25 protein-coding genes are annotated in these 22,524 nt (G+C 63.4%); 14 read left to right on the forward strand and 11 right to left on the reverse strand.

All coding sequences use genetic code 11. The annotated features are described in order from the left end of the window. The first annotated feature begins 155 nt into the window (after positions 1 to 155). The 3 genes from AC3CBN_RS17415 (at position 156) to greB (ending at position 2,632) form a co-directional block, all read left to right on the forward strand. A complete protein-coding gene (locus AC3CBN_RS17415; RefSeq protein WP_488634249.1) occupies positions 156 to 1,412 on the forward strand; it encodes a tetratricopeptide repeat protein in 1,257 nt (418 codons plus the stop codon). A gap of 178 nt (positions 1,413 to 1,590) precedes the next feature. Continuing rightward, entirely contained in the window at positions 1,591 to 2,022 is a 432-nt protein-coding gene (locus AC3CBN_RS17420) for a hypothetical protein (protein ID WP_488634250.1), read from the forward strand. Positions 2,023 to 2,134: 112 nt separating this feature from the next. Beyond that, the gene (gene greB, locus AC3CBN_RS17425; protein WP_488634251.1) at positions 2,135 to 2,632 is read left to right on the forward strand and encodes a transcription elongation factor GreB; all 498 of its coding nucleotides are present in this window, start codon (positions 2,135 to 2,137) and stop codon (positions 2,630 to 2,632) included. A 46-nt stretch (positions 2,633 to 2,678) separates the two neighbouring features. On the opposite strand, the gene AC3CBN_RS17430 is transcribed toward greB, so the two are convergent. The 4 genes from AC3CBN_RS17430 to rimO all read right to left on the reverse strand — a co-directional run bounded on the left by AC3CBN_RS17430 (position 2,679) and on the right by rimO (position 6,523). Then, on the reverse strand, positions 2,679 to 3,170 hold the full coding sequence (locus tag AC3CBN_RS17430) for a hypothetical protein (protein ID WP_488634252.1): 492 nt from the start codon (positions 3,168 to 3,170) through the stop codon (positions 2,679 to 2,681). Positions 3,171 to 3,243: 73 nt separating this feature from the next. Continuing rightward, complete coding sequence (phnD, locus tag AC3CBN_RS17435; protein ID WP_488634253.1) at positions 3,244 to 4,290, reverse strand: phosphate/phosphite/phosphonate ABC transporter substrate-binding protein; 1,047 nt, start codon at positions 4,288 to 4,290, stop codon at positions 3,244 to 3,246. Between the two features lie 33 nt (positions 4,291 to 4,323). Next, complete coding sequence (locus AC3CBN_RS17440; RefSeq protein ID WP_488634254.1) at positions 4,324 to 5,184, reverse strand: DUF3025 domain-containing protein; 861 nt, start codon at positions 5,182 to 5,184, stop codon at positions 4,324 to 4,326. Between the two features lie 19 nt (positions 5,185 to 5,203). Beyond that, positions 5,204 to 6,523 carry a 30S ribosomal protein S12 methylthiotransferase RimO gene (rimO, locus tag AC3CBN_RS17445; protein ID WP_488634255.1) on the reverse strand — a complete coding sequence of 440 codons (1,320 nt, stop codon included), beginning with the start codon at positions 6,521 to 6,523 and terminating at the stop codon, positions 5,204 to 5,206. A 104-nt stretch (positions 6,524 to 6,627) separates the two neighbouring features. On the opposite strand from rimO, the gene AC3CBN_RS17450 reads away from it, so the two are divergent. After that, positions 6,628 to 7,299, forward strand: a complete 672-nt coding sequence (locus AC3CBN_RS17450; RefSeq protein ID WP_488634256.1) for a dienelactone hydrolase family protein — start codon at positions 6,628 to 6,630, stop codon at positions 7,297 to 7,299. Continuing rightward, entirely contained in the window at positions 7,296 to 7,712 is a 417-nt protein-coding gene (locus tag AC3CBN_RS17455) for an HIT domain-containing protein (protein WP_488634257.1), read from the forward strand. The genes AC3CBN_RS17450 and AC3CBN_RS17455 overlap by 4 nt, the downstream gene beginning before the upstream one ends. 144 nt (positions 7,713 to 7,856) lie before the next feature. On the opposite strand, the gene AC3CBN_RS17460 is transcribed toward AC3CBN_RS17455, so the two are convergent. From AC3CBN_RS17460 to apbC, 4 genes are all read right to left on the reverse strand, one after another. Next, positions 7,857 to 8,318 carry a hypothetical protein gene (locus tag AC3CBN_RS17460; protein ID WP_488634258.1) on the reverse strand — a complete coding sequence of 154 codons (462 nt, stop codon included), beginning with the start codon at positions 8,316 to 8,318 and terminating at the stop codon, positions 7,857 to 7,859. A 129-nt stretch (positions 8,319 to 8,447) separates the two neighbouring features. Continuing rightward, a complete protein-coding gene (gene dcd / locus AC3CBN_RS17465; protein WP_488634259.1) occupies positions 8,448 to 9,014 on the reverse strand; it encodes a dCTP deaminase in 567 nt (188 codons plus the stop codon). A 70-nt stretch (positions 9,015 to 9,084) separates the two neighbouring features. After that, on the reverse strand, positions 9,085 to 9,654 hold the full coding sequence (locus AC3CBN_RS17470) for an NADPH-dependent FMN reductase (RefSeq protein ID WP_488634260.1): 570 nt from the start codon (positions 9,652 to 9,654) through the stop codon (positions 9,085 to 9,087). Continuing rightward, a complete protein-coding gene (apbC, locus tag AC3CBN_RS17475) occupies positions 9,651 to 10,739 on the reverse strand; it encodes an iron-sulfur cluster carrier protein ApbC (protein ID WP_488634261.1) in 1,089 nt (362 codons plus the stop codon). The genes AC3CBN_RS17470 and apbC overlap by 4 nt, the downstream gene beginning before the upstream one ends. Positions 10,740 to 10,885: 146 nt before the next feature. On the opposite strand from apbC, the gene AC3CBN_RS17480 reads away from it, so the two are divergent. Beyond that, positions 10,886 to 11,332, forward strand: coding sequence for a DUF2147 domain-containing protein (locus AC3CBN_RS17480; protein WP_488634262.1), 447 nt, complete (start codon positions 10,886 to 10,888; stop codon positions 11,330 to 11,332). Positions 11,333 to 11,489: 157 nt separating this feature from the next. Here the strand turns inward: AC3CBN_RS17480 and AC3CBN_RS17485 are convergent, their stop codons facing one another. Genes AC3CBN_RS17485 through AC3CBN_RS17495 form a run of 3 tightly spaced genes read right to left on the reverse strand, consistent with a single transcriptional unit; the run spans position 11,490 to position 13,991 of the window. Continuing rightward, positions 11,490 to 12,293, reverse strand: coding sequence for a DeoR/GlpR family DNA-binding transcription regulator (locus AC3CBN_RS17485; protein WP_488634263.1), 804 nt, complete (start codon positions 12,291 to 12,293; stop codon positions 11,490 to 11,492). Then, on the reverse strand, positions 12,286 to 12,924 hold the full coding sequence (locus AC3CBN_RS17490) for an HAD family hydrolase (protein WP_488634264.1): 639 nt from the start codon (positions 12,922 to 12,924) through the stop codon (positions 12,286 to 12,288). Before AC3CBN_RS17490 ends, AC3CBN_RS17485 begins: the two co-directional genes overlap by 8 nt. Further along, positions 12,921 to 13,991, reverse strand: coding sequence for an MFS transporter (locus AC3CBN_RS17495; RefSeq protein WP_488636761.1), 1,071 nt, complete (start codon positions 13,989 to 13,991; stop codon positions 12,921 to 12,923). Before AC3CBN_RS17495 ends, AC3CBN_RS17490 begins: the two co-directional genes overlap by 4 nt. Before the next feature lie 258 nt (positions 13,992 to 14,249). Here AC3CBN_RS17495 and AC3CBN_RS17500 point away from each other — a divergent pair, with 258 nt between their 5' ends. The 8 genes from AC3CBN_RS17500 (at position 14,250) to AC3CBN_RS17535 (ending at position 21,438) form a co-directional block, all read left to right on the forward strand. After that, complete coding sequence (locus AC3CBN_RS17500) at positions 14,250 to 14,780, forward strand: metal-dependent hydrolase (protein WP_488634265.1); 531 nt, start codon at positions 14,250 to 14,252, stop codon at positions 14,778 to 14,780. Between the two features lie 78 nt (positions 14,781 to 14,858). Continuing rightward, the gene (gene metG, locus AC3CBN_RS17505; RefSeq protein WP_488634266.1) at positions 14,859 to 16,964 is read left to right on the forward strand and encodes a methionine--tRNA ligase; all 2,106 of its coding nucleotides are present in this window, start codon (positions 14,859 to 14,861) and stop codon (positions 16,962 to 16,964) included. A 35-nt stretch (positions 16,965 to 16,999) separates the two neighbouring features. Beyond that, complete coding sequence (locus AC3CBN_RS17510; RefSeq protein WP_488634267.1) at positions 17,000 to 17,413, forward strand: putative signal transducing protein; 414 nt, start codon at positions 17,000 to 17,002, stop codon at positions 17,411 to 17,413. Beyond that, positions 17,397 to 18,005: an RnfABCDGE type electron transport complex subunit B gene (locus AC3CBN_RS17515; protein ID WP_488634268.1), complete on the forward strand. Its 609-nt coding sequence runs from the start codon at positions 17,397 to 17,399 to the stop codon at positions 18,003 to 18,005. The genes AC3CBN_RS17510 and AC3CBN_RS17515 overlap by 17 nt, the downstream gene beginning before the upstream one ends. Further along, positions 18,002 to 18,640 (forward strand): endonuclease III, encoded by a 639-nt coding sequence (gene nth, locus AC3CBN_RS17520; protein ID WP_488634269.1) that lies wholly within the window; start codon positions 18,002 to 18,004, stop codon positions 18,638 to 18,640. Before AC3CBN_RS17515 ends, nth begins: the two co-directional genes overlap by 4 nt. 152 nt (positions 18,641 to 18,792) lie before the next feature. Further along, a complete protein-coding gene (locus tag AC3CBN_RS17525) occupies positions 18,793 to 19,098 on the forward strand; it encodes a hypothetical protein (RefSeq protein ID WP_488634270.1) in 306 nt (101 codons plus the stop codon). A gap of 277 nt (positions 19,099 to 19,375) precedes the next feature. Then, positions 19,376 to 20,041, forward strand: a complete 666-nt coding sequence (locus AC3CBN_RS17530; protein WP_488634271.1) for a response regulator — start codon at positions 19,376 to 19,378, stop codon at positions 20,039 to 20,041. Beyond that, on the forward strand, positions 20,038 to 21,438 hold the full coding sequence (locus AC3CBN_RS17535) for a sensor histidine kinase (protein ID WP_488634272.1): 1,401 nt from the start codon (positions 20,038 to 20,040) through the stop codon (positions 21,436 to 21,438). The genes AC3CBN_RS17530 and AC3CBN_RS17535 overlap by 4 nt, the downstream gene beginning before the upstream one ends. The last annotated feature ends 1,086 nt before the right edge of the window (positions 21,439 to 22,524 follow it).

The raw sequence follows: 22,524 nt of genomic DNA on the forward strand, positions 1-22,524 counted from the left end.
TTTACTCCCTCTCCCCTTCAGGGAGAGGGTTGTGGTGAGGGGACAATCTTGCAATTACGTGCCATCAACGCCGGCTTTTTTGAAACCCTTTCGCAAGCACCCACCCCTCACCTCAATCCTCTCCCCGCAAGGGAGAGGAAGTTGAAGGTCACTGCATGATTCGCATCGCCACCGTTTCACCCGACACGCCCTTACGCGAACGCTTCGTCGCGGGCCTTGGCTATCCGTTGCGCGGCGGCGGGCTGGCCACCTGCACCGCACTCGCACTGGCGCACTACCTGGTGATCCTGCCGGCATTCATCGGCGTCATCGCCGGCTTCGCCCTCTGGGCAGCCACCTGGCGTTATGCCGCCACCTGCATGCTGCATACCGCCAACGGGTTTGCCGATCCGCCGAACATCGGCGTGGACGAAAACCCCGCCGCCGGCAACGGGCTGACGGCCATCCATTTGTTCGCGGTGGCCCTGTGTGCGTTGAGCATCGTGTTCTACCCACCCGCACTGTGGCCGCTGATCGTGCTGTTCGCGCTCACGCTGCCCGCCATCGACATGTCGCTGGCCTTTGACGGCAGCCTCGAACTGGCGATGAGCCCGGTTAACTGGTGGGAGGTGATGCGCCGTTTCGGTTGGGCTTACTTGATTCCGGTGGCGCTGAACCTGGCAACCGGCGCCCTGATCGTGGTGGCTTCGCTCGCCATGGCATTTCTGCCGAAGCTGTTGTCGCTGCCACTGTTCGCCTTCGCCAATACGTATCTGATCGTCCTCAACCTGCACCTGATGGGCGCGATGATCCACCAGCGCCACGAGAGCTTTGGCATTGAACCCGAAGCCGAGGAGCTGGTACGAGAGAATGGCCAGGACGAGGACACACTGCTGCTTGACCAGGTAAAGGCTACTGCCGCCACGGATCGCCGTGCCGCCATCGCCTTGCTGGTAGCCCGCATGCAAAACCGCAGTGCACCTGCGCCGCTACACCATGCCTACCGCGAGCTGCTTCGGCAGGAAGGTCTGCACGAGGGCCTGTTGGAACACGGGCAAATCTGGATCTCGGCCCTGCTCGTCAACGGCGAATCCCGACGTGCCCTCGGCCTGGTGCAGGAGTGCACGGAGCTGGACGCGAACTTCCTGCCCGATGATCCGGACAATGCAGGAACACTGGCGGAACTCGCCGCCCGCGCGGGCATGACAAGGCTGGCGTTGAAGCTCTGCCGTGGCTTCCTGGCACGTTGGCCGCGCTCACCTGAAACACCGCGCATAGGCTTGCTCGCCGCTCGGCTGCTGGGCGAAGAACTTGGCCAGCGTGCCGAGGCCACCGTACTGCTGGGCAAGCTGGCTGCTGCATGGCCGGACCATGCGCTGCGCGCGCAGATCGATGCGCTGGCGCAACGCCTGCAACAACCCCATAACGCCTGAGTCCTCTCTTCGTCGAGACACCTTCGACTTTTCCATATTGCGGCGTGCGCAACCGCGGGTGTAGCGTGCGCGGGCAACTCCTCCGGATTGGTGCACCGCCCCGCTCGAGAGCGACACCGGCGCTCCCTGGTCGTCGATAGGACCGGTTCACTGGCACTCCAAGCACGAGGAGAAACCCATGCGTCACGTCATCCGCAAGTGTCTATGGCTCGCCCTAGCGCTGGCGACTCCGGTTGCCTTCGCACAAAGCAATGCCGCGGCCAAGGAACCTGCCCGCGCCGTCATCTCGCTCTATCGTGTCGCCCCCGGCAAGCATGTGGCTTTCCTCAAATGGATGGCCGATCGCGATGCGATCGACAAGCAGCTCGGACTGCCGCGAGCCCAGTGGTATGCGCACTATCAGGGTGACTCCTGGGATTACATTGCAGTAGCGCCGGCGTTGACCGACGCGCAGCAGAAGAAGGAAGACGATACAGCCAAGGCCAAGGGCCTCACCACAGGCGCAAAGTCATCCATCGAGTTCCGGGAATTCGTGGCCTCACACACCGACACGCTTTCCTTCGGACCGATGACGGCAAGCGACATGGTCAACATGGTCAACAGCCCCTGATGCAGCAGATGCACGGCGGGGGCATGAACACATGCTCCCGCTGGTGTACGCAACGAGCGGCGACAGTCGATAAAATCGGCGACCCATACGCTGCGCAACGGATGTTCCAAACATGACTCGCTGGCGACCACCCGCCCCGCACTCCACCGCCATCATCACGCGTGAAGGCTTCGAAAAGCTGAAGGCTGAACTCGATCACCTGTGGCTCACCCTTCGCCCGGAAGTTGTGAAGGCACTGGCCGCAGCGGCGGCCGAAGGCGATCGCTCGGAGAATGCGGAATACACCTATCGCAAGAAGCAGCTTGGCGAGATCGATCGCCGTGTGCGTTATCTGAGCAAACGCATTCCATCGCTGAAGGTCGCCGAAGGTGCGCCACCGGATCGCGAGATGGTGTTCTTCGGCGCCAGCATTGAACTTGAGAACGTCGAGTCCGGCGAAAGCGTGAACTATCGCATCGTCGGACCGGATGAGACGGATGCGCGACAAGGTTGGATCAGCATCGACTCACCGCTTGCGCGCGCCATCCTGAAAAAGCGCCTGGACGATGAATTCGAGGCCGAATTGCCTGCCGGTCGCACGCATTTCGTGATCGTGGCGGTGAATTACTGAGCCCAGCGCAGCCTGGTCGCACGCAGCTCGCGCGACCAAAGACCCGTCAGTTGCCCTGCATCAGTGCTGCGATCTGCGCCTGATGCGCATCGACAAAGCGGAGATTGTCGGGATTGACCCAAACCTGGTTGAGGTTGTTGGCCAGCGCGGGATCGTTGCGCGCCTGCGCCGCCATCACCGCGTTCATCAGGGCGATATTGGCCAGCATGAACTCGCGCGGCGTGAAGCCATACTTCTTCACCAGCGCGGGAACGCGCGGGTCGCTTGCCATCGCCTGGGCGGCCAGATCGTCGAGGCTGTGTATGTTGGTCGCGTCAGGTGCGGCCTGCGGCGGTACGCCTGATGCCCGTGCCTCCCGTGTGGCCGCGGCCAGGCGACCGAACACGTCGTCGTTGAGCTTGTAGTTCTTGATCTGCTGCTTATCTGCGTCCTGCAGCCCTGACGGTGCAAGCTGCGCATGTGCCACTGGCACCGCCCCGAGCAGCAATGCCAGCACGCCAAGGCGGCATGCATGCAGGAAGCGATCGAAAGCGGGCATGGAAATCTCCGTCGAATGAACCGGGCGCTGCCGGCAAGGGCGCCACCCTAGCACCCATCTGTTGAACGAGACCTCAGTGCCTCAGCAGCTGGCGTACGGCTTTTTGGTAGTCGGCATCGATCTGCCTGAGGCGGACATCACGCGCCTGCTCGCTGACCCATCGACCATGCTGGGTCTGTTCGCGTATCAGCTGGAATTCCAGATCAATGAAGGGCTTCAGCACACCATTGTCAGCCGCGGCAAAACCGGCCAGATCCGGAATGCGGGCAAGATTGGCGCGTTCCCGCTCCCCGGCTACGCCGGGGGAGTGGCCATAGCCACGCATGAAAGCAATCAACTGACTGCGCAGCGGATCGGACAGACCATCACGAATGACCAGTACCCCGGAAGGAATCAGGGTGGACCGCCAGATGACCCTGATCTGCGCTGCCTCGCTGGGGAAGTTGCGGCGAAACAGGTCGAGGTCCGGGTTGTTGGTGGTGGCCACGTCCACCTCGCCATTGACCACAGCGAGCGCGTTGTTCTGATGATTGCCCACGCGTACCCGGGCGAAGAAGGTGTCCGAGTTGAGCCCGCGTGACGCGAACACCTCAGCCTCCGGCGCTACATAGCCGGTGACGGAAAGCGTCTCGCCGCGCGCGTAGCGCCAATACCCCGACCGAGCGAACATGCCCTTGAGATCATGGATCGGACTATCGGCGCGCACGATCAGCATGGCCGTATTGCCCTTGGCGCCGTCGTTGCGCACGAACTGCGCCACCGCGCTCATGTGCTGATGCTGCACGGCCTCGATGGCCAGCCGGCCGGACAGGAAGGCAATGTCCACGCGCTGGTCGCCGATGGCGCCGGACAAGCCGGCGTAGCTGCTGACGGACACGGTGGTCACCGGGTGCCCCAGTTTCTTCTCCAGATCGTCCAGCAAGGGCCGCCATTGCTCGCGCGATTCGGCGGCGCTGCCAATCGGCAGGATGCCAAAGCGGATGGCGACGGGGTCGTTTTTTGGGGTGGCTCCCGAATTTTCGGCCGCCGCCGACCGGCCCGACATGAGCAGGCAAGCCAGCAACCCGGCCTGAAACAGCCGCCATCCCCCTTCAAAGCGCCCCCGACAAGCTATATCCATTGCCCGTTCTCCCGCGCTCCGCTGCCTTGGCTTTTAGCGCGATTGGGCAGGTACCGCAATTTCACAGATGTCAGGGGTGGCGGCCGTGGGCACCAAAAGCACGGGTAACGGATATTCGCGCCCTTCACGGCGCGCCTGGTAGCAAGCCGTATGCCGGTGGAACGACTCGCCACCGTTATCGGGGTGCCACCCGGGAATGCCGGACAGCGGAAGGGGGCGCAGCTCCAGCGGGTCCCGCAGCAGGCTCCCGGCCCGTATGGCGTCGGCACAGACACGCCCAGGGCTGGCTTCACCGGCTTCCGCCAGAAAGACCAACGCCTTCCCCACCAGCAGCTTGTCAGGCGTCAGTGCGTGCTCCAGCAACGCATGCCCAAACACCTCGACGGCAGCCCGACCGTCCTGCCAAGCGGCACGCTCGCGCCAGAACAGGCCATGCCAATCGTGGGCGTCCCACAAATCCAGCAGGGACTGGTCACGCAACACCACCATGACGCCCGCCTCGTCGAAATGCGTCATCGCGTATTGAGGACGCGAGCGGGCGCTGATTCCCATATGGGCGATCTCGGCGACCTGCTGCGCGTTGAGCGCGCGCTTGATGTCCGGATACCGCAACCAGATCAGCGCATTGAAAAGGTCATGCCAGTTGGCATCGCGCGTGGCGATCTCGCCGCGCATGGCGATTCGCTGCTCATAGTGCAGGCCGTCAGCGAGCAACTCAGATGTCTGCACCACGAAGCGCTCGTCCATCGTCGAAGGCCGGGCCGCGTTGAATGCATCGACCGTCGGCCATGCTTCATGCCGCAACCAGCCGGCATGCCCTTGCCAGCCGGCCAACGGCAAACGCGCGAAAACCTCGGGTTCAACGGTTCCGCGAGCGGGCGCCACGTAACGCATGCGCCACGCCGCGTGCCGGTCAGCCTGCCAGTCGCGCGTGCAGGTCGTGCTCGTCGGCGCCTTCCACCACCACGTCGACGAACTGGCCTGGCTTGAGCAACTGACCGTTGGCGATATGCACGACGCCGTCGATTTCCGGCGCGTCGGCCGCCGAACGCGCAATAGCGCCATCGGCCCCGGCTTCATCCACCAGCACCTTGATGGTGCGGCCGATCTTGCGCTGCAGCTTGGCCGCAGAGATTTCCGCCTGCACAGCCATGAACTGTTCGAGGCGATCTTCCTTCAGCTCTTCGGACACCGCACCCGGCAACTCGTTGGCCTTGGCGCCATCGACCGGCGAATACGCAAACGCACCCACGCGATCCAGCTCCGCTTCGCGCAGGAAATCGAGCAGTTCCTCGAACTCCGCGTCCGTCTCGCCGGGGAAGCCGACAATGAAGGTGCTGCGGATGGTGAGATCCGGCACGACCTTGCGCCAGTTCTTGATGCGCTCCAGCGTCTTGTCGATATTGCCCGGGCGCTTCATCAGCTTGAGGATGCGCGGGCTCGCATGCTGGAATGGAATGTCGAGGTACGGAAGAAGCTTGCCCTCCGCCATCAGCGGCATCACTTCGTCCACATGCGGGTATGGGTAAACGTAGTGCAGACGCGCCCACACGCCCAGCTCCGACAGACCCTCGCACAGCTCGGTCATGCGCGTGCGGTAGGTTTTGTCGCGCCACTGGCGCTCGGCGTACTTCAGGTCCACGCCGTAGGCGCTGGTGTCCTGTGAGATGACCAGCAGCTCTTTCACGCCGCCCTTCACGAGGCGCTCGGCTTCCAGCAGCACCTCATCGACCGGACGCGAGACAAGATCGCCACGCATCGACGGGATGATGCAGAAGCTGCAACGGTGATTGCAGCCTTCGGAAATCTTCAGGTATGCGTAGTGCTTCGGCGTCAGCTTCACGCCCGTATCGGGAATGATGTCCAGCAACGGATTGCGCTTGGGCGGCAACGCGCTGTGCACTGCCTGCATCACGCTCGCATAGTCCTGCGGACCAGTGATGGCGAGCACGTCCGGATAAGCTTCGCGGATCAGCTCCGAACGCTTGCCCAGGCAACCGGTGACGATCACCTTGCCGTTCTCGTGCAGCGCCTCGCCAATGGCGTCGAGCGACTCCTGCACGGCCGCATCAATGAAGCCGCAGGTGTTGACCACCACCGCGTCGGCTGCACCATAGCTGGGCACGATCTCGTAACCCTCAACCTTCAGCTGGGTGAGGATGCGCTCGGAATCGACCAGCGCCTTGGGGCAGCCAAGGCTGACGAAACCGATTTTGGGTGAGGCCTGCGACATGGATGTGCAACCGTAACTATGCGGAAAACGGACCATTATACGTTACGGCAGCTCCGATCCCTGAATGGCTAGAATTTGCCTTTGTCGCCTCGGGAGTGCCCACCATGGGTCAGACCATCCATCTCAACACCACGCGCATGCAGTGCATCGGTGCCTATCTGGCACAACCGGCGGGCAAGCCCAAGGGCGGCATCGTGGTGATTCAGGAAATCTTCGGCGTGAACGCGCACATCCGCAGCGTCACCGACCACTTTGCCGAGGCTGGTTATACGGCCATTGCCCCCTGTTTCTTTGATCATCTGGAGACCGGTGTGGAGCTGGACTATAACGAGGCCGGCTATACGCACGGCAAGGAGCTGGTAGTGGAGCTGGGGCTCGATCGCGCCGTCGAAGACGTCGCCAGCGCGGCCGAAGCCATCGCCTCTGCCGGCCGCATCGGCACCGTGGGTTATTGCTGGGGCGGTACGGTGGCCATGCTTTCGGCACTGCGCCTGGGCTTGCCTTCGGTCAGTTACTACGGCGCACGCAACGTACCGTTTCTGGGCGAGAAGCCGAAGGCGCCGGTGATGTTCCACTTCGGCGAGAAGGACAAGAGCATTTCGCCGGAGATGGTGCAGAAGCACCGCGAGATGCTGCCGCAGATGGAGCTGTTCACTTACCCCGCCGACCACGCCTTCAACCGTGATGTGGGGGCGCAGTACGACGAGGTCAGCGCGAAGTTGGCGTACCAGCGCACGTTGACGTTCTTCAATAAGCACTTGGCGCACACCGCATGAGCAAGGCCCATTTCGCGCTTGATCCGCGCCTGGCGGCCGATACGTATCATGTCGTATCACTCGCACTGTGCGAGTTGCTGCTAATGAACGACACGCGCTTTCCGTGGCTGGTGCTGGTGCCCAGGCAACCGGCGTTGGTGGAGATCAGCGATCTTGCTGCTGACCAGCAAGCCACCCTGTGGCAGGAAGTGAATCTTGTCTCGCATGCGTTGCGTACGATCGCCCCGTACGACAAGCTCAACCTCGGTGCGCTAGGGAACATCGTGCGGCAATTGCACGTCCATGTGGTTGGACGACGCGAAGGTGACGCGGCGTGGCCCGGGCCGGTATGGGGAAGCGGTCGTGCGGAACCTTATGGGGAAGATGCGCTGTCGTCGCTTTTGATGCGGCTGCGCGGCGAACTGATGCGCTGAGGGCGACAGGTCGCGCACAGGGTGCGCTCCTACAAAAGAAACGCTCACGTAGCAGTGCACCCCGTGCGCGCCCCCCTTCCACGTAACGCCATAAAAAAAGCCCGCGGATCTCTCCGCGGGCTTTTTTAGTCGAACCACCAGCGATCAGTGGTGCTGCTGCGGCGGCGGTGTGTCGGCCTTAGGCGGCGCCTTGTAGTCTTCGAGGTCGCGCGCCTTGGTGTCGACCACGCTGATCTTCTTCAGCGTGCCACCATCGTCGTAGTACACGGTGAAGCCATAGTCGAGCTGCAGGCGTGCCATGTACTGCAGGTGCTGCTTGCGGATCTTCGAATCGTCACTGGGTTCGAGTAGCACGGTCTTGGGCAGCTTGCCCTGGTCCTTGAGGTAGGCGAAGTGGCTGCCGGTATCCAGCGCAGACAGCACGGCGCCGTCCACGACGAACTGCCCGCTCTTGTAAGCCTGGACGACCGCGTCGAACTGGCTCTTCATGTCGGCGGTGCGCACTTCATCTTTGGTGCCGCCGCGATGGCAGCCAGCCAGCACCAGCATGCTGCCCAGCAGGATGGCTGCGGCCGCGCGGGTCAGCAGCGTGGGAAAACGGGTCATGCGGGATCTCCTGCAATGCATCGGTGTGAACAGTGGAAGTGTAGCGCCGCCCCGGAATAGCGTACCGGGCCCGGACGGCAACCATTCAGGTGTCCCGCAACCGCTTCGGCGGAAGCGGGACGCACGACATCAGGTACGCGGCAGGGTCACGCCCTGCTGGCCCTGGTACTTGCCGCCGCGATCCTTGTAGCTGGTCTCGCATTCCTCGTCGGATTCGAGGAACAACATTTGCGCCACGCCCTCATTGGCGTAGATCTTCGCCGGGAGCGGCGTGGTGTTGGAGAACTCCAGGGTCACATGGCCCTCCCACTCCGGCTCCAGCGGCGTCACGTTGACGATGATGCCGCAGCGCGCATATGTGCTCTTGCCCAGGCAGATGGTGAGCACCTTGCGTGGAATGCGAAAGAACTCGACCGTGCGCGCCAGCGCGAAGGAATTGGGCGGGATGATGCACACATCCGCCTCGACGTCGACAAAGCTGCTCGGGTCGAACGCCTTCGGATCAACGATGGTCGAGTTGATGTTGGTGAAGATCTTGAACTCGCGCGCGCAGCGCACGTCGTAGCCGTAGCTCGACGTGCCATACGAGACAAGCCTGTTGCCCTCGCGCGTTTTGACCTGGCCCGGCTCGAACGGCTCGATCATGCCGTGCTGCTCGGCCATACGGCGGATCCACTTGTCGGATTTGATACTCACTCGGACTCCCGAAGGGGTTGTCAGTCGCGCCGGCTGGCGTAAAGACTCGAAAAATAGCGGAAATCCTGGCTCACCCGCCAGTCGTCCGGGCCAATTCAAGGGATAACGCATCCAGCGCGCCCCGTATCTGCGTCACCAGCGCGGGATCGGCCAGGATATCCGCCACCTCGCAGCCCGCACCCGGCAAGGGCACAGTGACGGAAGGCGATGTGAGCAGCTGCGCTGACATGGTCCCTAGAATTTCCCTCAGGGCCTCCTGCGCGTGGTACGAGCCGCGCGCCGAGGCATTCCATAGCGCCACGGGCTTGCCCGGAAATTCCAGGCTGCCCACCAGCCAGTCCAACAGGTTTTTGAATGGGCCGGGCACGCCATGGGCGTATTCCGGGCATGCCATCAGCAGCGCATCGCAAGCTCCTACGCGCTGCCGCAACGTTGCCGCGCTGGCGGGCAGCGCGCTCATCTCGTCGTCGGGGTTGAACGGTGGCAGGCTCGCCAGCCCGTCATACAGCGCCAGCTCCAACGACACTGGCGCCAGTTGCTCGGCAGCCCGCAACAAAGCGGTGTTGCCGGAACGCTGTCGCAAACTGCCGGACAGGCACAGCACACGAAGTGGCGCCAGCCGTCCGGCATCCGGACTCACGGTGTGCCCTGCACCATGATCTTGCCCAGCCCCAGCGATTTGTTGCGCGGCTTGCGCGACAGCCGGCCAGCGACGTTGCGGGCGATCTCACGGTAGCGTGCAGTGAGATCGGACTCGGGCATTGCCACCACGGTCGGCGTACCGCCATCAGCCTGCTCGCGGATGCGGATATCCAAGGGCAGCGAACCGAGGTAAGCCACGCCGTACTGTTTGGCCATGCGCGCCCCGCCGCCTTCGCCGAAGATGTGTTCCTCATGGCCGCAGTTCGAGCACACATGGGTGGCCATGTTCTCCACCACGCCCAGCACCGGCACGTCGACCTTCTCGAACATCTTCAGCGCCTTGCGCGCGTCCAGCAGGGCGATGTCCTGCGGCGTGGTGACGATCACCGCGCCGGCCACCGGCACCTTCTGCGACAGCGTGAGCTGGATGTCGCCGGTGCCTGGCGGCAGGTCCACGATGAGGTAATCGAGCTGTTCCCAGCGGCTATCGTTGAGCAGCTGCATCATGGCTTGGGTGACCATCGGGCCACGCCAGATCATGGGCGTTTCCTCGTCTACCAGGAAACCAATCGACATGGCCTGCAGGCCGTGCGCTTCCATCGGGATGATGCTCTTGCCGTCCGGCGACTGCGGCCTGCCGCTGATGCCAAGCATGCGCGGCTGGCTGGGACCGTAGATATCCGCGTCGAGCACACCCACCTTGGCGCCCTCGGCCGCAAGCGCCAGCGCCAGGTTGGCCGACACAGTGGACTTGCCCACGCCGCCCTTGCCCGAGGCCACCACGATGATGTTCTTCACGCCCGGCTGCGGTGCCAGCGTGCCTTGCACCTTGTGCGCGTGGATGCGCGTGCCGATCGACACCGACGCCACGGCAATGGCCGAGTCGGCTTCCAGCGCCTGCTTGATGCGCACGGTCAGCGCGTCGATCACACCCGCCGCCGGATAGCCCAGCTGGATGTCCACCGAGACGCGGTCGCCGTCCACGCCCACGGCACGCACGGTATCGGCCAGTGGTGCACCGGTATGGGGATCTTGCAGCTCGCCGAGAATCTGGCGGACCAGGGCTTCGCTCGCTTGCGTCATAGGAAGTCGTGGATTGTCATGGGGATCGCCCATTATGCCAGCCACTGGCCCGGGACCGGTCACAAAGGCTTTCGCACTGCAGCTTGACGGCTTTGTGCGGCGTCGGTCAGGCTCCAAACATACGCTTTCGTACGGGAGGATCACCTATGAAGTCACTGCTTCGCGTTGCCGTTGCCGCCGCCCTCCTGCTTGGTGCGGGTGCGGTGTTCGCCGCCGAGAACACCCCGGTCGGCACCTGGAAGACCATCGACGATGAGACGGGCAAGCCCAAGTCCATCGTGCAGATCACCAACGAAGGCGGCGAGCTCAAGGCCACCGTGCTGCAAGTGCTGCAGTCCGACGAGGGCCCGCACCCGACCTGCAAGAATTGCGACGGCGACCGGAAGGACAAACCCGTCGAAGGCATGAACATCATGTGGGGCGTGCACCAGGACGGCGACATGTGGGATGGCGGCAAGATCCTCGATCCCAAGACCGGCAAGATCTACAAGGTCAAGCTCCAGACCGTCGAAAACGGTACCAAGCTCACCGTGCGCGGCTACATCGGCTTCTCGCTGCTCGGCCGCACCCAGGTGTGGGAACGCCAGCAGTAATTCCGCACTTCTCCCTCTCCCTTTGGGGAGAGGGCTGGGGTGAGGGGGCCAATCTTGCGATGGCACCTGTTAGAACCCCACCTTTGTTGAAGTGCTTCCGCAAGCACCCACCCCTCACCTCAATCCTCTCCCCCAAAGGGGAGAGGAAGTAAGGGCATCAGCTCGCCGCCTCCGCCCGATGCACCGCCACGCCACGCGCCGTGAACGCCACTCGCGTGGCACGATCCGCCGAATGCTCCACCACCAGATGCTGCACGCGCGAGAGCTCGGCCACCTGATGCGACGCCACTGCGCCGAGCTTGTCGTCGGTAGCCACCACCACCGTCTCGTCGCTGGCCTCGATCATCGCGCGCTTGAATAGCGCCTCCTCGCTGTCGAAGCCCCACAATCCATGCGCCGCGTCAATCGCGCAGGTGCCGGGAAAACATACGTCGGCACGCACGCGTCTCACCTGCTCTACCGCCTGCGCTCCCACGGTGCCGCCAATGGCGGCATCGATGCGTCCGCCGATCAGCAGCACGTCGAAGCCCTCGCGGTCCAGCAACAGTTGGGCGATGAGAGGCGCATTGGTGATAACGATCAGCCCCGCATCCACCGGAAGCACGGACGCTATGACCGTGTTGGTCGTGCCGGTGTCGATCAGGAGCGTCTGGCCCGGTCGCACCAGTTCCACCGCTTTGCGGGCCAGCACGAGTTTGCGTGCCGAATGTTCGCCACGTCGCTGCTTGAGCGGCGCCGGCGTCGCAGCCGGCAACAACGCACCGCCATAGACGCGCTTGCATAGTCCCTGCGCGGCGAGTTCGCGAAGATCACGACGGATCGAGTCTTCCGAAACTCCAAACGCGGTGGCCAATTCGACGGCCACCACCCGGCCATCGTTGCGCAGCTTCGCCAGGATGCGCTGCTGTCGCTCCTCGGGCAGCGCGCCGCTTTCAGGAATGACGGGCACCGCCTTAGCCATGGCGAACCTCTGCGTCTGCGTCCAGCAGGCCCAGCGCCATCAAATGCGCGCGCAGCCCTGCCGGCTCCCTGAACCGCCAGCCCCGCATGCCGAGCGCCTCCGCTGCCGCCACGTTGCGCGCGGAGTCGTCGATGTAGAGCGCTCTCGCGGGTTCCACACCGTAGCGTTCGAGCAGGCGCTGATAAATGCGCGGGTCGGGCTTGATCAGCTGCTCCTCGCCGGATATCACAATGCCCTCGAACCACTGCAGGAACGGATAACGCTCGCGCGCGATCGGAAACGTTTCCTGTGACCAGTTGGTCAAGGCCAGCAGACGCACGCCGCGCTCGCGAAGTTCGGCCAACAGTGCGACGGTTCCCTCGATGGGACCGACGAGGGTTTCCACCCAGCGATGGTGATAGGCGTCGATCCACGCGGCATGCTCGGGAAACCTGGCACGTAGCACTGCGGTGGCTTCGGCCCACGGACGTCCTGCATCCTGCTGCTCGTTCCATGCGCTGTTGCAAACCTCGCGGAGGAACCATTCCATCTGCGCCTCATCCTCGATCAACCGCCGGTACAGCTGGCGGGGATCCCAGGCAACCAGCACGTTGCCCAGATCGAAGATCACGGTATTTACGGAGTTACTCATCGCTGCACGATCCTCGCCGACAAGGCCACCACGACCAGCAGTGCCGCGACGGCGGCAAACGCCACCGGAAGGCTGCTGGCATGCGACACGAAACCGATCAGCGCCGGCCCGCTCAACAGCCCCGCGTAACCAAGCGTGGTGGCGGTGGCGATGGCAATCGCCGGAGGTGTGCCGGGCAATCGTCCGGCGGCGCTAAACATCACGGGCACGATGTTGGAGGCGCCCAGGCCGATCAGCACGAATCCGCCGAGCGCCATCGCGGCACTGGGCACCCATGCCACCAGCAGGAAACCGCAGACGGCCAATGCGGCGCCGGTGCGCACGGCCCACACAGGTCCATGTCGGGCGATCAGCCGGTCACCGGTGAGTCGGCCCGCCGCCATCGCCACCGAGAAACAGGCGTAACCGAAACCCGCCGAAGCCGCGGCCACGCCACGGAAGTCGCGAAGGAACACTGCGCTCCAGTCGAGCATCGCACCTTCGGCGAGAAAGCTCGCGAAACACATCAGGCCAAGCACCCACGCCAACGCGTGCGGCATGCTGAATTCATTGCGTTCCGTGGATGCCGCCGAAGGGCCGTCGTCCAGCAGGCTGCCGCGCAGCCACAGCACGAGCACCACCAGCACTGCGGCAATGCCGCTCGCGGTGGCCACGAGTGGCACGCCCACGGCCAGCAGGCCACTCACCACGGCCGCGCCCGTCAGGCCGCCGATGCTGAAAAGTCCATGGAAGCCCGACATCAGACGACCGCCATCGAGCCTTTCCACCTCGACGGCGTGCGCGTTCATCGCCACGTCCACCGCACCCAGCATCACGCCGAAGTAGAACAAAGTGCCGACCAACACTGGCGTCGTCGAGGCCAGCGCCAGTATCGGCAACGCGGCGCACATCAGCAGGCCCGACGCCACGATCACCGTGCGATTGCCAAGCCGATGCGCAAGCCAGCCGACGAAAGGCATCGACAGCATCGACCCACCGCCGAACGCGAGCAGCGCGAGTCCCAGCTGCGCGTCGTCCAGGCCAAGGCGTGCCTTGGCATACGGAACCATTGGCGCCCAGGCGGACATGCCGATGCCGGAAACAAGGAAGATCAATCGTGTCGCCCACCTTGCCGCGCCAAGGGATGGCACCTGGTCGAGGCCGAGAGTCGTTTCAGGAATGGCTTTCACGTGCCTACATGCCTGGAAGTAGTAAGCACAAATGTATTAAAACGTGCATAAACGTGCAACACCGTCACAGGGATGTTCGCCACCCGCCCCGCCTCGGCCATGCTTTGGCCCGGATCCTGTGAGAACTTCATCGGTGCCAACGAGGAGTCAAGGACGATGCCCACCATACTCACTCATGCCGTCGTGCCACTGATGCTTGGCGCCGCTGCCGGACGATCCCAGGTCAGCAGTCGCCTGATGGCCGCCGGTGCTGTCGCTGCCATGCTTCCCGACGCCGACGTACTGGCGTTCGCATTGCACATTCCTTATGCCGCGGATTTCGGCCACCGCGGCGCCACGCACTCGATCGTGTTTGCGCTGGTGCTCGCCGCAATGGCGGCGTGCTGGCACCGGCAACTGAACAGCTCACCGGGGCGGTGCGCCGTTTTCGTCGGACTTTCCGCGCTGTCTCACCCCTTGCTCGATGCATGCACCGATGGCGGCCTTGGGGTCGCGCTATGGTGGCCCTTCAGTCACGTTCGCTGGTTCGCACCGTTCCACCCCATCGCGGTATCCCCGATCGGCGCGCGCTTCTTCAGCGAACGCGGAGCGCACGTGCTGGTATCGGAACTATGCTGGGTCTGGCTTCCCACGGCGATCGTCGCGGCATGCATCATGGCGTGGCGGCGGACGTCTATACGGACGTAACGACTCGGATGGCGGGGTGTCGGGGTTTCCGTGGGCACGCATGTCATAATGGAAAACCCCTCGCAATCGCCTCCGTCCATGAGCCGTCGCCTACTCGTTACCAACGCCCTGCCCTATGCCAATGGTCCGCTGCACCTGGGCCACCTGCTGGGCTACATCCAGGCCGATATCTGGGTGCGCGCGCAGCGGATGCAGGGCAACGAGGCCATCTATGTCTGCGCGGACGACGCACACGGCACGCCGATCATGCTGGCCGCCGAAAAGGCCGGGCTGTCTCCGGAAACCTATATCGAAGGCGTTCGTATCGGCCACGAGGCGGACTTTGCCGCGTTCGGGGTGGCGTTTGATCACTATCACTCGACCCATTCGGAAGAAAACCGCGCGCTCGCCTCGCTGATCTACACGCGCCTGCGCGATGGCGGTTTCATCGCGCGCCGCGATATCCAGCAGCTGTTCGACCCCGAAAAGGAAATGTTCCTGCCGGACCGCTACATCAAGGGCACCTGCCCCAACTGCGGTGCGGCCGACCAGTACGGCGACAATTGCGAGAACTGTGGCGCCACTTACGCGCCCACCGACCTGGTCAACCCGTATTCGGTGATGTCGGGTGCCACGCCGGTGCTGCGCGGTTCGGAGCATTACTTCTTCGAGCTGGGCAAGTTCGAGCCACTGCTGCGCGACTGGTTTGCCGGCAAGCTCACCGATGGCCAGCCGGTGGCCAACAGTGGCGTGGTGGCGAAGCTGCGCGAGTGGCTGGATGGCGGCCTGAAGGATTGGGACATCTCGCGCGATGCGCCTTACTTCGGATTTCCCATTCCCGATGCGCCGGGCAAGTACTTCTACGTGTGGCTGGATGCGCCGGTAGGCTATCTCGCCAGCTTCAAGGCGCTGTGCGATCGCACCGACCTGAAGTTCGAGGATTTCCTCGCAGGCGACAGCCACGCCGAGATGCACCACTTCATCGGCAAGGACATCATCAATTTCCACGGCCTGTTCTGGCCGGCGATGCTGCACGGCGCGAACTTCCGTACGCCAACGGCGCTGCACGTCAACGGCTATCTCACCGTCAACGGCGCGAAGATGTCCAAGTCGCGCGGCACCTTCATCAAGGCGCGCACCTATCTCGATGCCGGCCTGCACCCGGAGTTCCTGCGTTATTACTTCGCCAGCATGCTGAGCGACACGCCAGTGGACGTGGACCTGGACCTCAAAGCGTTTGAAGAACGCGTCAACTCGCACCTGGTCGGCAAGTGGGTGAACATCGCCAGCCGCACGGCCGGTTTCGTGCACAAGTATTTCGACGGCCGCCTCGCGCCTGCCTTCAGCCATGAAGAACAGGAATTGTGGCGCGAGCTGCTGTCGCTGTATGGCGACGTGCCAGCGCTCTACAACAGCGGCGAATTTGCCGAAGTGGCTCGCCGCTTCGTGACCATGGCCGACATGGTCAACGGATACATCGCGGCCAAGGCGCCCTGGACGATGGCCAAGGACGACACGCTTCGCGACGAATTGCACCAGGTGTGCTCGTTCGCGCTGGCCGCGTTCCGCCTGCTGGCCAGCCTGCTCAAGCCGGTGCTGCCCGCCACCGTGGAAGCGGCCGAGCGTTTCCTCGCTGCGCCGATCACCGGTTTCGACGATGCCCGCGCCGAGCTGCACAACCACACTGTCAACGTGTTCGAGCCGCTGCTCGGTCGCATCGATCCCAAGCATGTCGAAGCGATGGTGGAAGCGTCGAAAGATTCCCTCGCACCCACCGACACCAAACCTGCCCCCGCCAAGAAATTCAAGGAATCCAGCAAGACCATGAGCGAAGCCAGCACCACGCACACGCCGCCCGCCATCGACGGCGCTGCCATCATCGGCATCGACGATTTCGCCAAGCTCGACCTGCGCATCGGCAAGGTCGCCGCATGCGAGTTCGTCGATGGCTCGGACAAGCTGCTGCGCTTCGAACTCGATGCCGGCCCGCTGGGCACGCGCCAGATCTTCTCGGGCATCCGCGCCGCTTACGGCGAGCCGGAGAAGCTGGTGGGCCGCAACGTGGTGTTCATCGCCAATCTCGCGCCGCGCAAGATGCGCTTTGGCCTCTCCGAGGGCATGATCCTTTCCGCGGGAGATGGCGGCGGCGACCTGTTCCTGCTTGACGCCGACCAGGGCGCGAAGCCGGGCGCGACCGTTCGCTAAATACGTGGAGACCTATGCGACGGATTCATTGGACCTTGGATCTACAGGAAGCCGAGATCGTCGCTGGGTTATTGCGCGCCGAAGGCGTTGAGGCGTTTGTCTTCGACGCGGGGATCGTTCGCGCCAACTGGAACATGGCGCTGGCCTATGGCGGTTATCGCGTCATGGTTGCGCAGAATCACCTCGCACAGGGCCGGCAGGTGCTGGCCGCATGGTGGCAAGGCGAATACGCCTTGCCCGATGCGATGGATGACGCCCCGACCTGCCCCCGTTGTGGAGGCTCCGGGATCCATCCCGACCAGCGCCGGCGCGGGTGGACATTCGTACTCTTTGTCATGCTTTGCCTGCCCATGCCATGGCGCTGGCAACGCAGGGTCCAATGCGATCATTGCGGCAAGCGCTGGAATAGAGCCCCGAGTGAAGATTCCCATCATGACCTCGCTCGCTGACCGCATCGACGCCCTGCTCCCGCAAACGCAATGCGAGCAGTGCGGATTTCACGGCTGTCGCCCCTATGCGGAGGCGATCGCGCGTGGCGAAGCGAAGATCAACCAGTGCCCACCAGGCGGTGCCGCCGGCATCGCCCGTCTCGCCGAACTGCTGGACATACCCGAGCTGCCACTCGACCCGACGCATGGCGTGGAGAAACCGCGCATGCTGGCGCGCATCGTGGAGGCGGACTGCATCGGTTGCACCAAATGCATACAGGCCTGCCCGGTGGACGCCATCGTGGGCGCGGCCAAATTGATGCATACCGTGGTCGCCGATGACTGCACCGGCTGCGAGCTATGCGTGCCAGCTTGTCCGGTGGATTGCATCGTGCTCGAGCCGATGCCGCTCTCATGGGTGGACGATCCAGCACATACGGACGCCGCCCGTACGCACTTCCAGCGACGTGAAGCGCGGTTGGCGCGCGAGCAAGTGCAGCGCGATGCCGAGTTGGCGGCACGCAAGGCCCTGGTCGACGCTTCCGCCCAGAACAACCCCGTGCTTGCGGCATTGGCCCGCGCACGCGCCAAGCAACAAGGACCGTCCAAGTGAAGAAGGCCGACGTCGTCGAGCTGTTCACCCGCCTGCGCGAACTCGATCCTCATCCCACCACCGAGCTCAACTACACCACGCCGTTCGAGCTGCTGGTTGCCGTGGTGCTTTCTGCACAAGCCACCGACGTTGGCGTGAACAAGGCGACAAAAAAACTTTATCCCGTTGCTAATACGCCGCAGGCCATCCTCGATCTTGGCGAAGAGAAGCTCAAGGCGTTCATCAGCAGCATCGGCCTGTTCAACAGCAAGGCCAAGAATGTTATCGCCCTGTGTCGGATTTTGGTCGAGCAGTACCACAGCGACGTGCCGCGCACGCGCGAAGCGCTCGAGGCACTGCCGGGCGTGGGACGCAAGACCGCGAACGTGGTACTCAACACGGCGTTTGGCCATCCGACCATTGCGGTAGACACTCACATCTTTCGCGTCTCCAACCGCACGGGCCTCGCTCCCGGGAAAGACGTGCGCAAGGTAGAAGACAGATTGGAGAAGGTCGTGCCTGCCGAGTTCAAGCAGGACGCGCATCATTGGCTCATCTTGCACGGCCGTTACGTGTGCAAGGCGCGCAAGCCCGATTGTCCTCAATGCGTCATCCGCGATCTGTGCCGTTACAAGGAAAAGACCATCGCGAGTTGAAAAGCATGACGAATGGCAGGGTGCGCACGCAACGCATGACAAAACCTCATGCTTTCCTCAGCGTTTCGTGCAACTCCCTCAAGCTTGGTGCACGGCGAAGACCTAAGGTAAAGCCTCCCCCGGACAATGCATCCCCGTTAGGAGGCAACATCATGAAGCGCCTGATCATCCCTGCTGTCATTGCGCTTGGCCTTGCCTTCGTTGGCCAGGCAAGCGCCGCTGTTGAAACCTACACCGTCGACCTCGCCGGCTACGCCGTGATTGGTTTCGTCGGTAACACTCCTGCGGACTTCGCACGCGCCCAGCAACAGGCCAATAGCTGGGAGGTGCAACGTCATCTCATGCTCAAACCGCAGTCGATCAAGGCAGTGGCGATTGACCAATCGGAAGGCGCCGCCATGACTCAGGCCGACCTGAGAAACGCAATTCTCGCGGCCGCGCTGGCAAAGGGCCCATAAGCAACCGCGAACCTCACATCGATTTCACCGCGCCAGCGCTTGTTGGCGCATTCGCAGGGAGTCAGACGGCGGGCAGCAGCTCGCCGTCTGCCTTTATGCAGTTTCTGCCCACACCCACGGACGCTCCGATTGACGCGCCCCGTCTCACGCGCCAACGTGACGGGGCCGGGGTCCGCTCTGCCGGCAAAAGTTCCACAAAAGGATGATTGGGGATCATGGCGCGGGCGTTGGCTTTCTCATCGCCACGCGATCCCTGGGCCGACACGGGTGGTATGGCATGCATATTCTGCTGGTCGAGGACGATGCCGAGCTCGGCGCGGCCATCAAGCACGCACTGGAGCACCAGTCCTATGCCGTCACTTGGCTGCGCGATGGCCGAGAGGCGACCGAGGCATTGCGGGGCGATCCTGTCGATCTCGTGCTGCTGGACCTTGGCCTGCCCGGCAAGGACGGTCTGGAAGTACTCGCCGAAGCACGGCGCGCCGGCGTCAAGACGCCCGTGCTGGTGATGACCGCGCGCGACGCGCTGGAGATGCGCATTCGTGGCCTGGATCTGGGTGCCGACGATTATCTGGTGAAACCCTTCCACCTCGGCGAATTGGCCGCGCGTATCCGCTCGCTCACCCGCCGCACGCAAGGGCTCGCTGACAACCTGGTCGAAGTAGGCGGCCTGCGCCTGAACCTGGCGACTGCCGAGGTGGAGTTTCGCGGCGAACGCGTCAGCCTGACGCGCCGGGAGTTCGCGCTGCTGCGCGTGCTGATGGAGCGTGCGGGACGTATCGTGCGTCGGGAGGCGCTGGAGAATTCGGTGTACGGCCTGGACACCGTGGTTGAACGCAACGCCATCGAAGTGCAGGTGCACTGGCTGCGGCGCAAACTGAGCGCCGAGGTGATCCACACCGTGCGCGGCATTGGCTACATGATTCCGCGCGAACCGCAATGAGCGCGCACCCCGCCAGCCTTCGCACGCGCCTGACCTGGCTGATCATCGCCGTGATGGTGGCCGTGCTCATTCCGCTCGGCTGGATCAGCTATCGCCGCGAACTTCGCGAGATGAACGAGCTGCTCGACGGCCGCCTCGCGCAGGCCGGCCGCACGCTGGGCACCCTGATCGCCCACGGCCAGCTGCCGCTGCGCGATGCGGACCTTCCAGGCATTCCACAAAGCACCGACGCGCACCGCCATGGCGTGGTGGTATCGGTGCACCCGCACAACTATGAGCCAGAAGTGGGTTTCCAGGCGTATGACACGCAAGGTGAGCTGATCGCCGCGACGTCCAATCTCGCCGATTTGCCGCCACCGACCGCCGACGAACGCGGGTTCCGAGACATTCAGCGCGAAGGCCGCCTGTGGCGCACCTTCACCCTGCAGAACCGCGCCAACCTGGTGATCCGCATCGGCGAGCGCTCCGACAACCGATTCGACATTGCTCGCGGCCTGGTCATCGAACATACCTTGCCCCTGTTGATCGGCCTGCCGCTGCTGGCCCTACTGGTCAGCCTCGCGGTGAAACGCGGACTGCGGCCCGTCGCACTGCTCACTGAGCTGCTCGACCGCCGCACGCCAGGCAGCCGCAAGCCGATGCCGTTGAACTATGCGCCACAGGAGATCAAGCCGTTGATCGCGGCACTGAATCAACAGCTGGAGCGACTGGAAGATGCGCTGGAACGCGAGCACCGTTTCGCCACCGACGTCGCCCACGAACTGCGCACCCCGCTTGCCGCGACCATGATCCATCTGGAAAGCGCCATGATCTCGGACGATCCGACCGAGGTGGAGTTCACTGTGCGTCACGCTCAACAGAGCATGGCGCGGCTGGGGCGGCGCATCGAGCAGATCCTGGCGATGGCCCGGCTTGAGGCTGGCGCCGCTTCGCAGCAACGCGTTCGTCTCGATCTCGCGCGGATCGCCACCGAAGTGATCGAGGAACTGGCTCCATTGATCGCCGAGAAAGACATTGCCGTCAGCCTCAATCACGACGATACGGCGCTAGTGGTGAGGGGGCACGAGGTGGCACTCACCGCGATGTTCCGCAACCTGGTTGAGAATGCCCTGCGCTATACCGAGGCCGCCGGCCAGGTCGAGGTGGCGATCCGTCAGGAAGGGACGCAGGCAGTCATTGATATCTGCGACAACGGTCCGGGTATTTCCGAGGATCGGCGGCACGCAGTCTTCCAGCGTTTTCACCGCGAAGTGGAGAGCGCGACCCGGGGTTACGGTTTGGGCCTGAGCATCGTGCAGCGCGCGATCGAACTGCACGGTGCATCCATTGAGCTGTTGGATTCGCCGTTGGGGCGGGGTTTGCTGGTGCGCATTCGCATGGCGGTTGAGCGGGGCTGAGACTGGTCTCTTCTGCTTTTGGCTACCGCTGGCGATCGACCAGGACCGGCTTGTTGGGGCCGCTTGCCGCTTGCCGCCGAAGGACGTCGCAGTTGAGGCAGCGAGCGAGCACTGCTCCTTCTCCCCTCTGGGGAGAAGGTTGGGATGAGGGGCGGGTGCTCGCGATTACGCGTAAGCCGAGCGATGTCGCCAGCTTGCCGCCTACGCAGCGGGCGTTTCGAACCGCTGCCGCGGTCCGAGTCACTTTTCTTTGCTGGCTCAAAGAAAAGTAACCCAAAGAAAGAGCCTCTGGAGCTGGCAGCGCGCCGTGGGATAGAAGCGCCGGAAGGTCTCTGTGATCTGAAAGTTGGTTGCCCTAACTATACGCAGCCGCTACGCCGCAACGCGTCGAAGCGGTGAGGACTTAAAACGCGGGGCGACCGAAGGTCGCGACGTTTGCTGTAGCCGAGAGTGCAACAAAACCGACGCGTTAAGCCCTCTGCGCCTGGGCGCGTTGCGGTGTAGCAACTGTGCATGACCATGGGCCGCAACCCATTTAACTGGCGGCGTCCTTCAGGCTCGTATCTCGCCCATCGCTATGAGCCTTCAAGGCCATTTCTTTGGGTTACTTTTCTTTGGGCCAGCAAAGAAAAGTGACTCGGCTGCCGGCAGGCAGTCGAAACGCCCGCTGCGTAAGCGGCAAGCTGGCAAGAACCCCCATAGACAATCGCAAGATTGACCCCTCATCCCAACCTTCTCCCCGAAGGGGAGAAGGAGCAGCAGCCGTCAGGATGTCGAAACACCCGCTGTGTTCCACGGGGACTTCCTCAGGTCTTAGGCGGCAAGCTGGCGATAAGGCTCATAGCCACGCTATCGCGAGCACCCGCCCCTCATCCCAACCTTCTCCCCAAAGGGGAGAAGGAGCTAAAGCCCTGCCCCTGGGTCAAGCTCCCTTCAGCCATCCAAAAGGTTCCCACAAGATTACCTTGCGACCATGCTCGCATCGGGCTCACGCCCTGCATCGAGCCACGACATGACGATCTGCCGCTGCATTCCGCAAGACTCTGGACCGCCCCGCTAGCTCTCGACGCTCCACCACATTTCACC

This window comes from Dyella sp. OK584, from assembly GCF_057787755.1.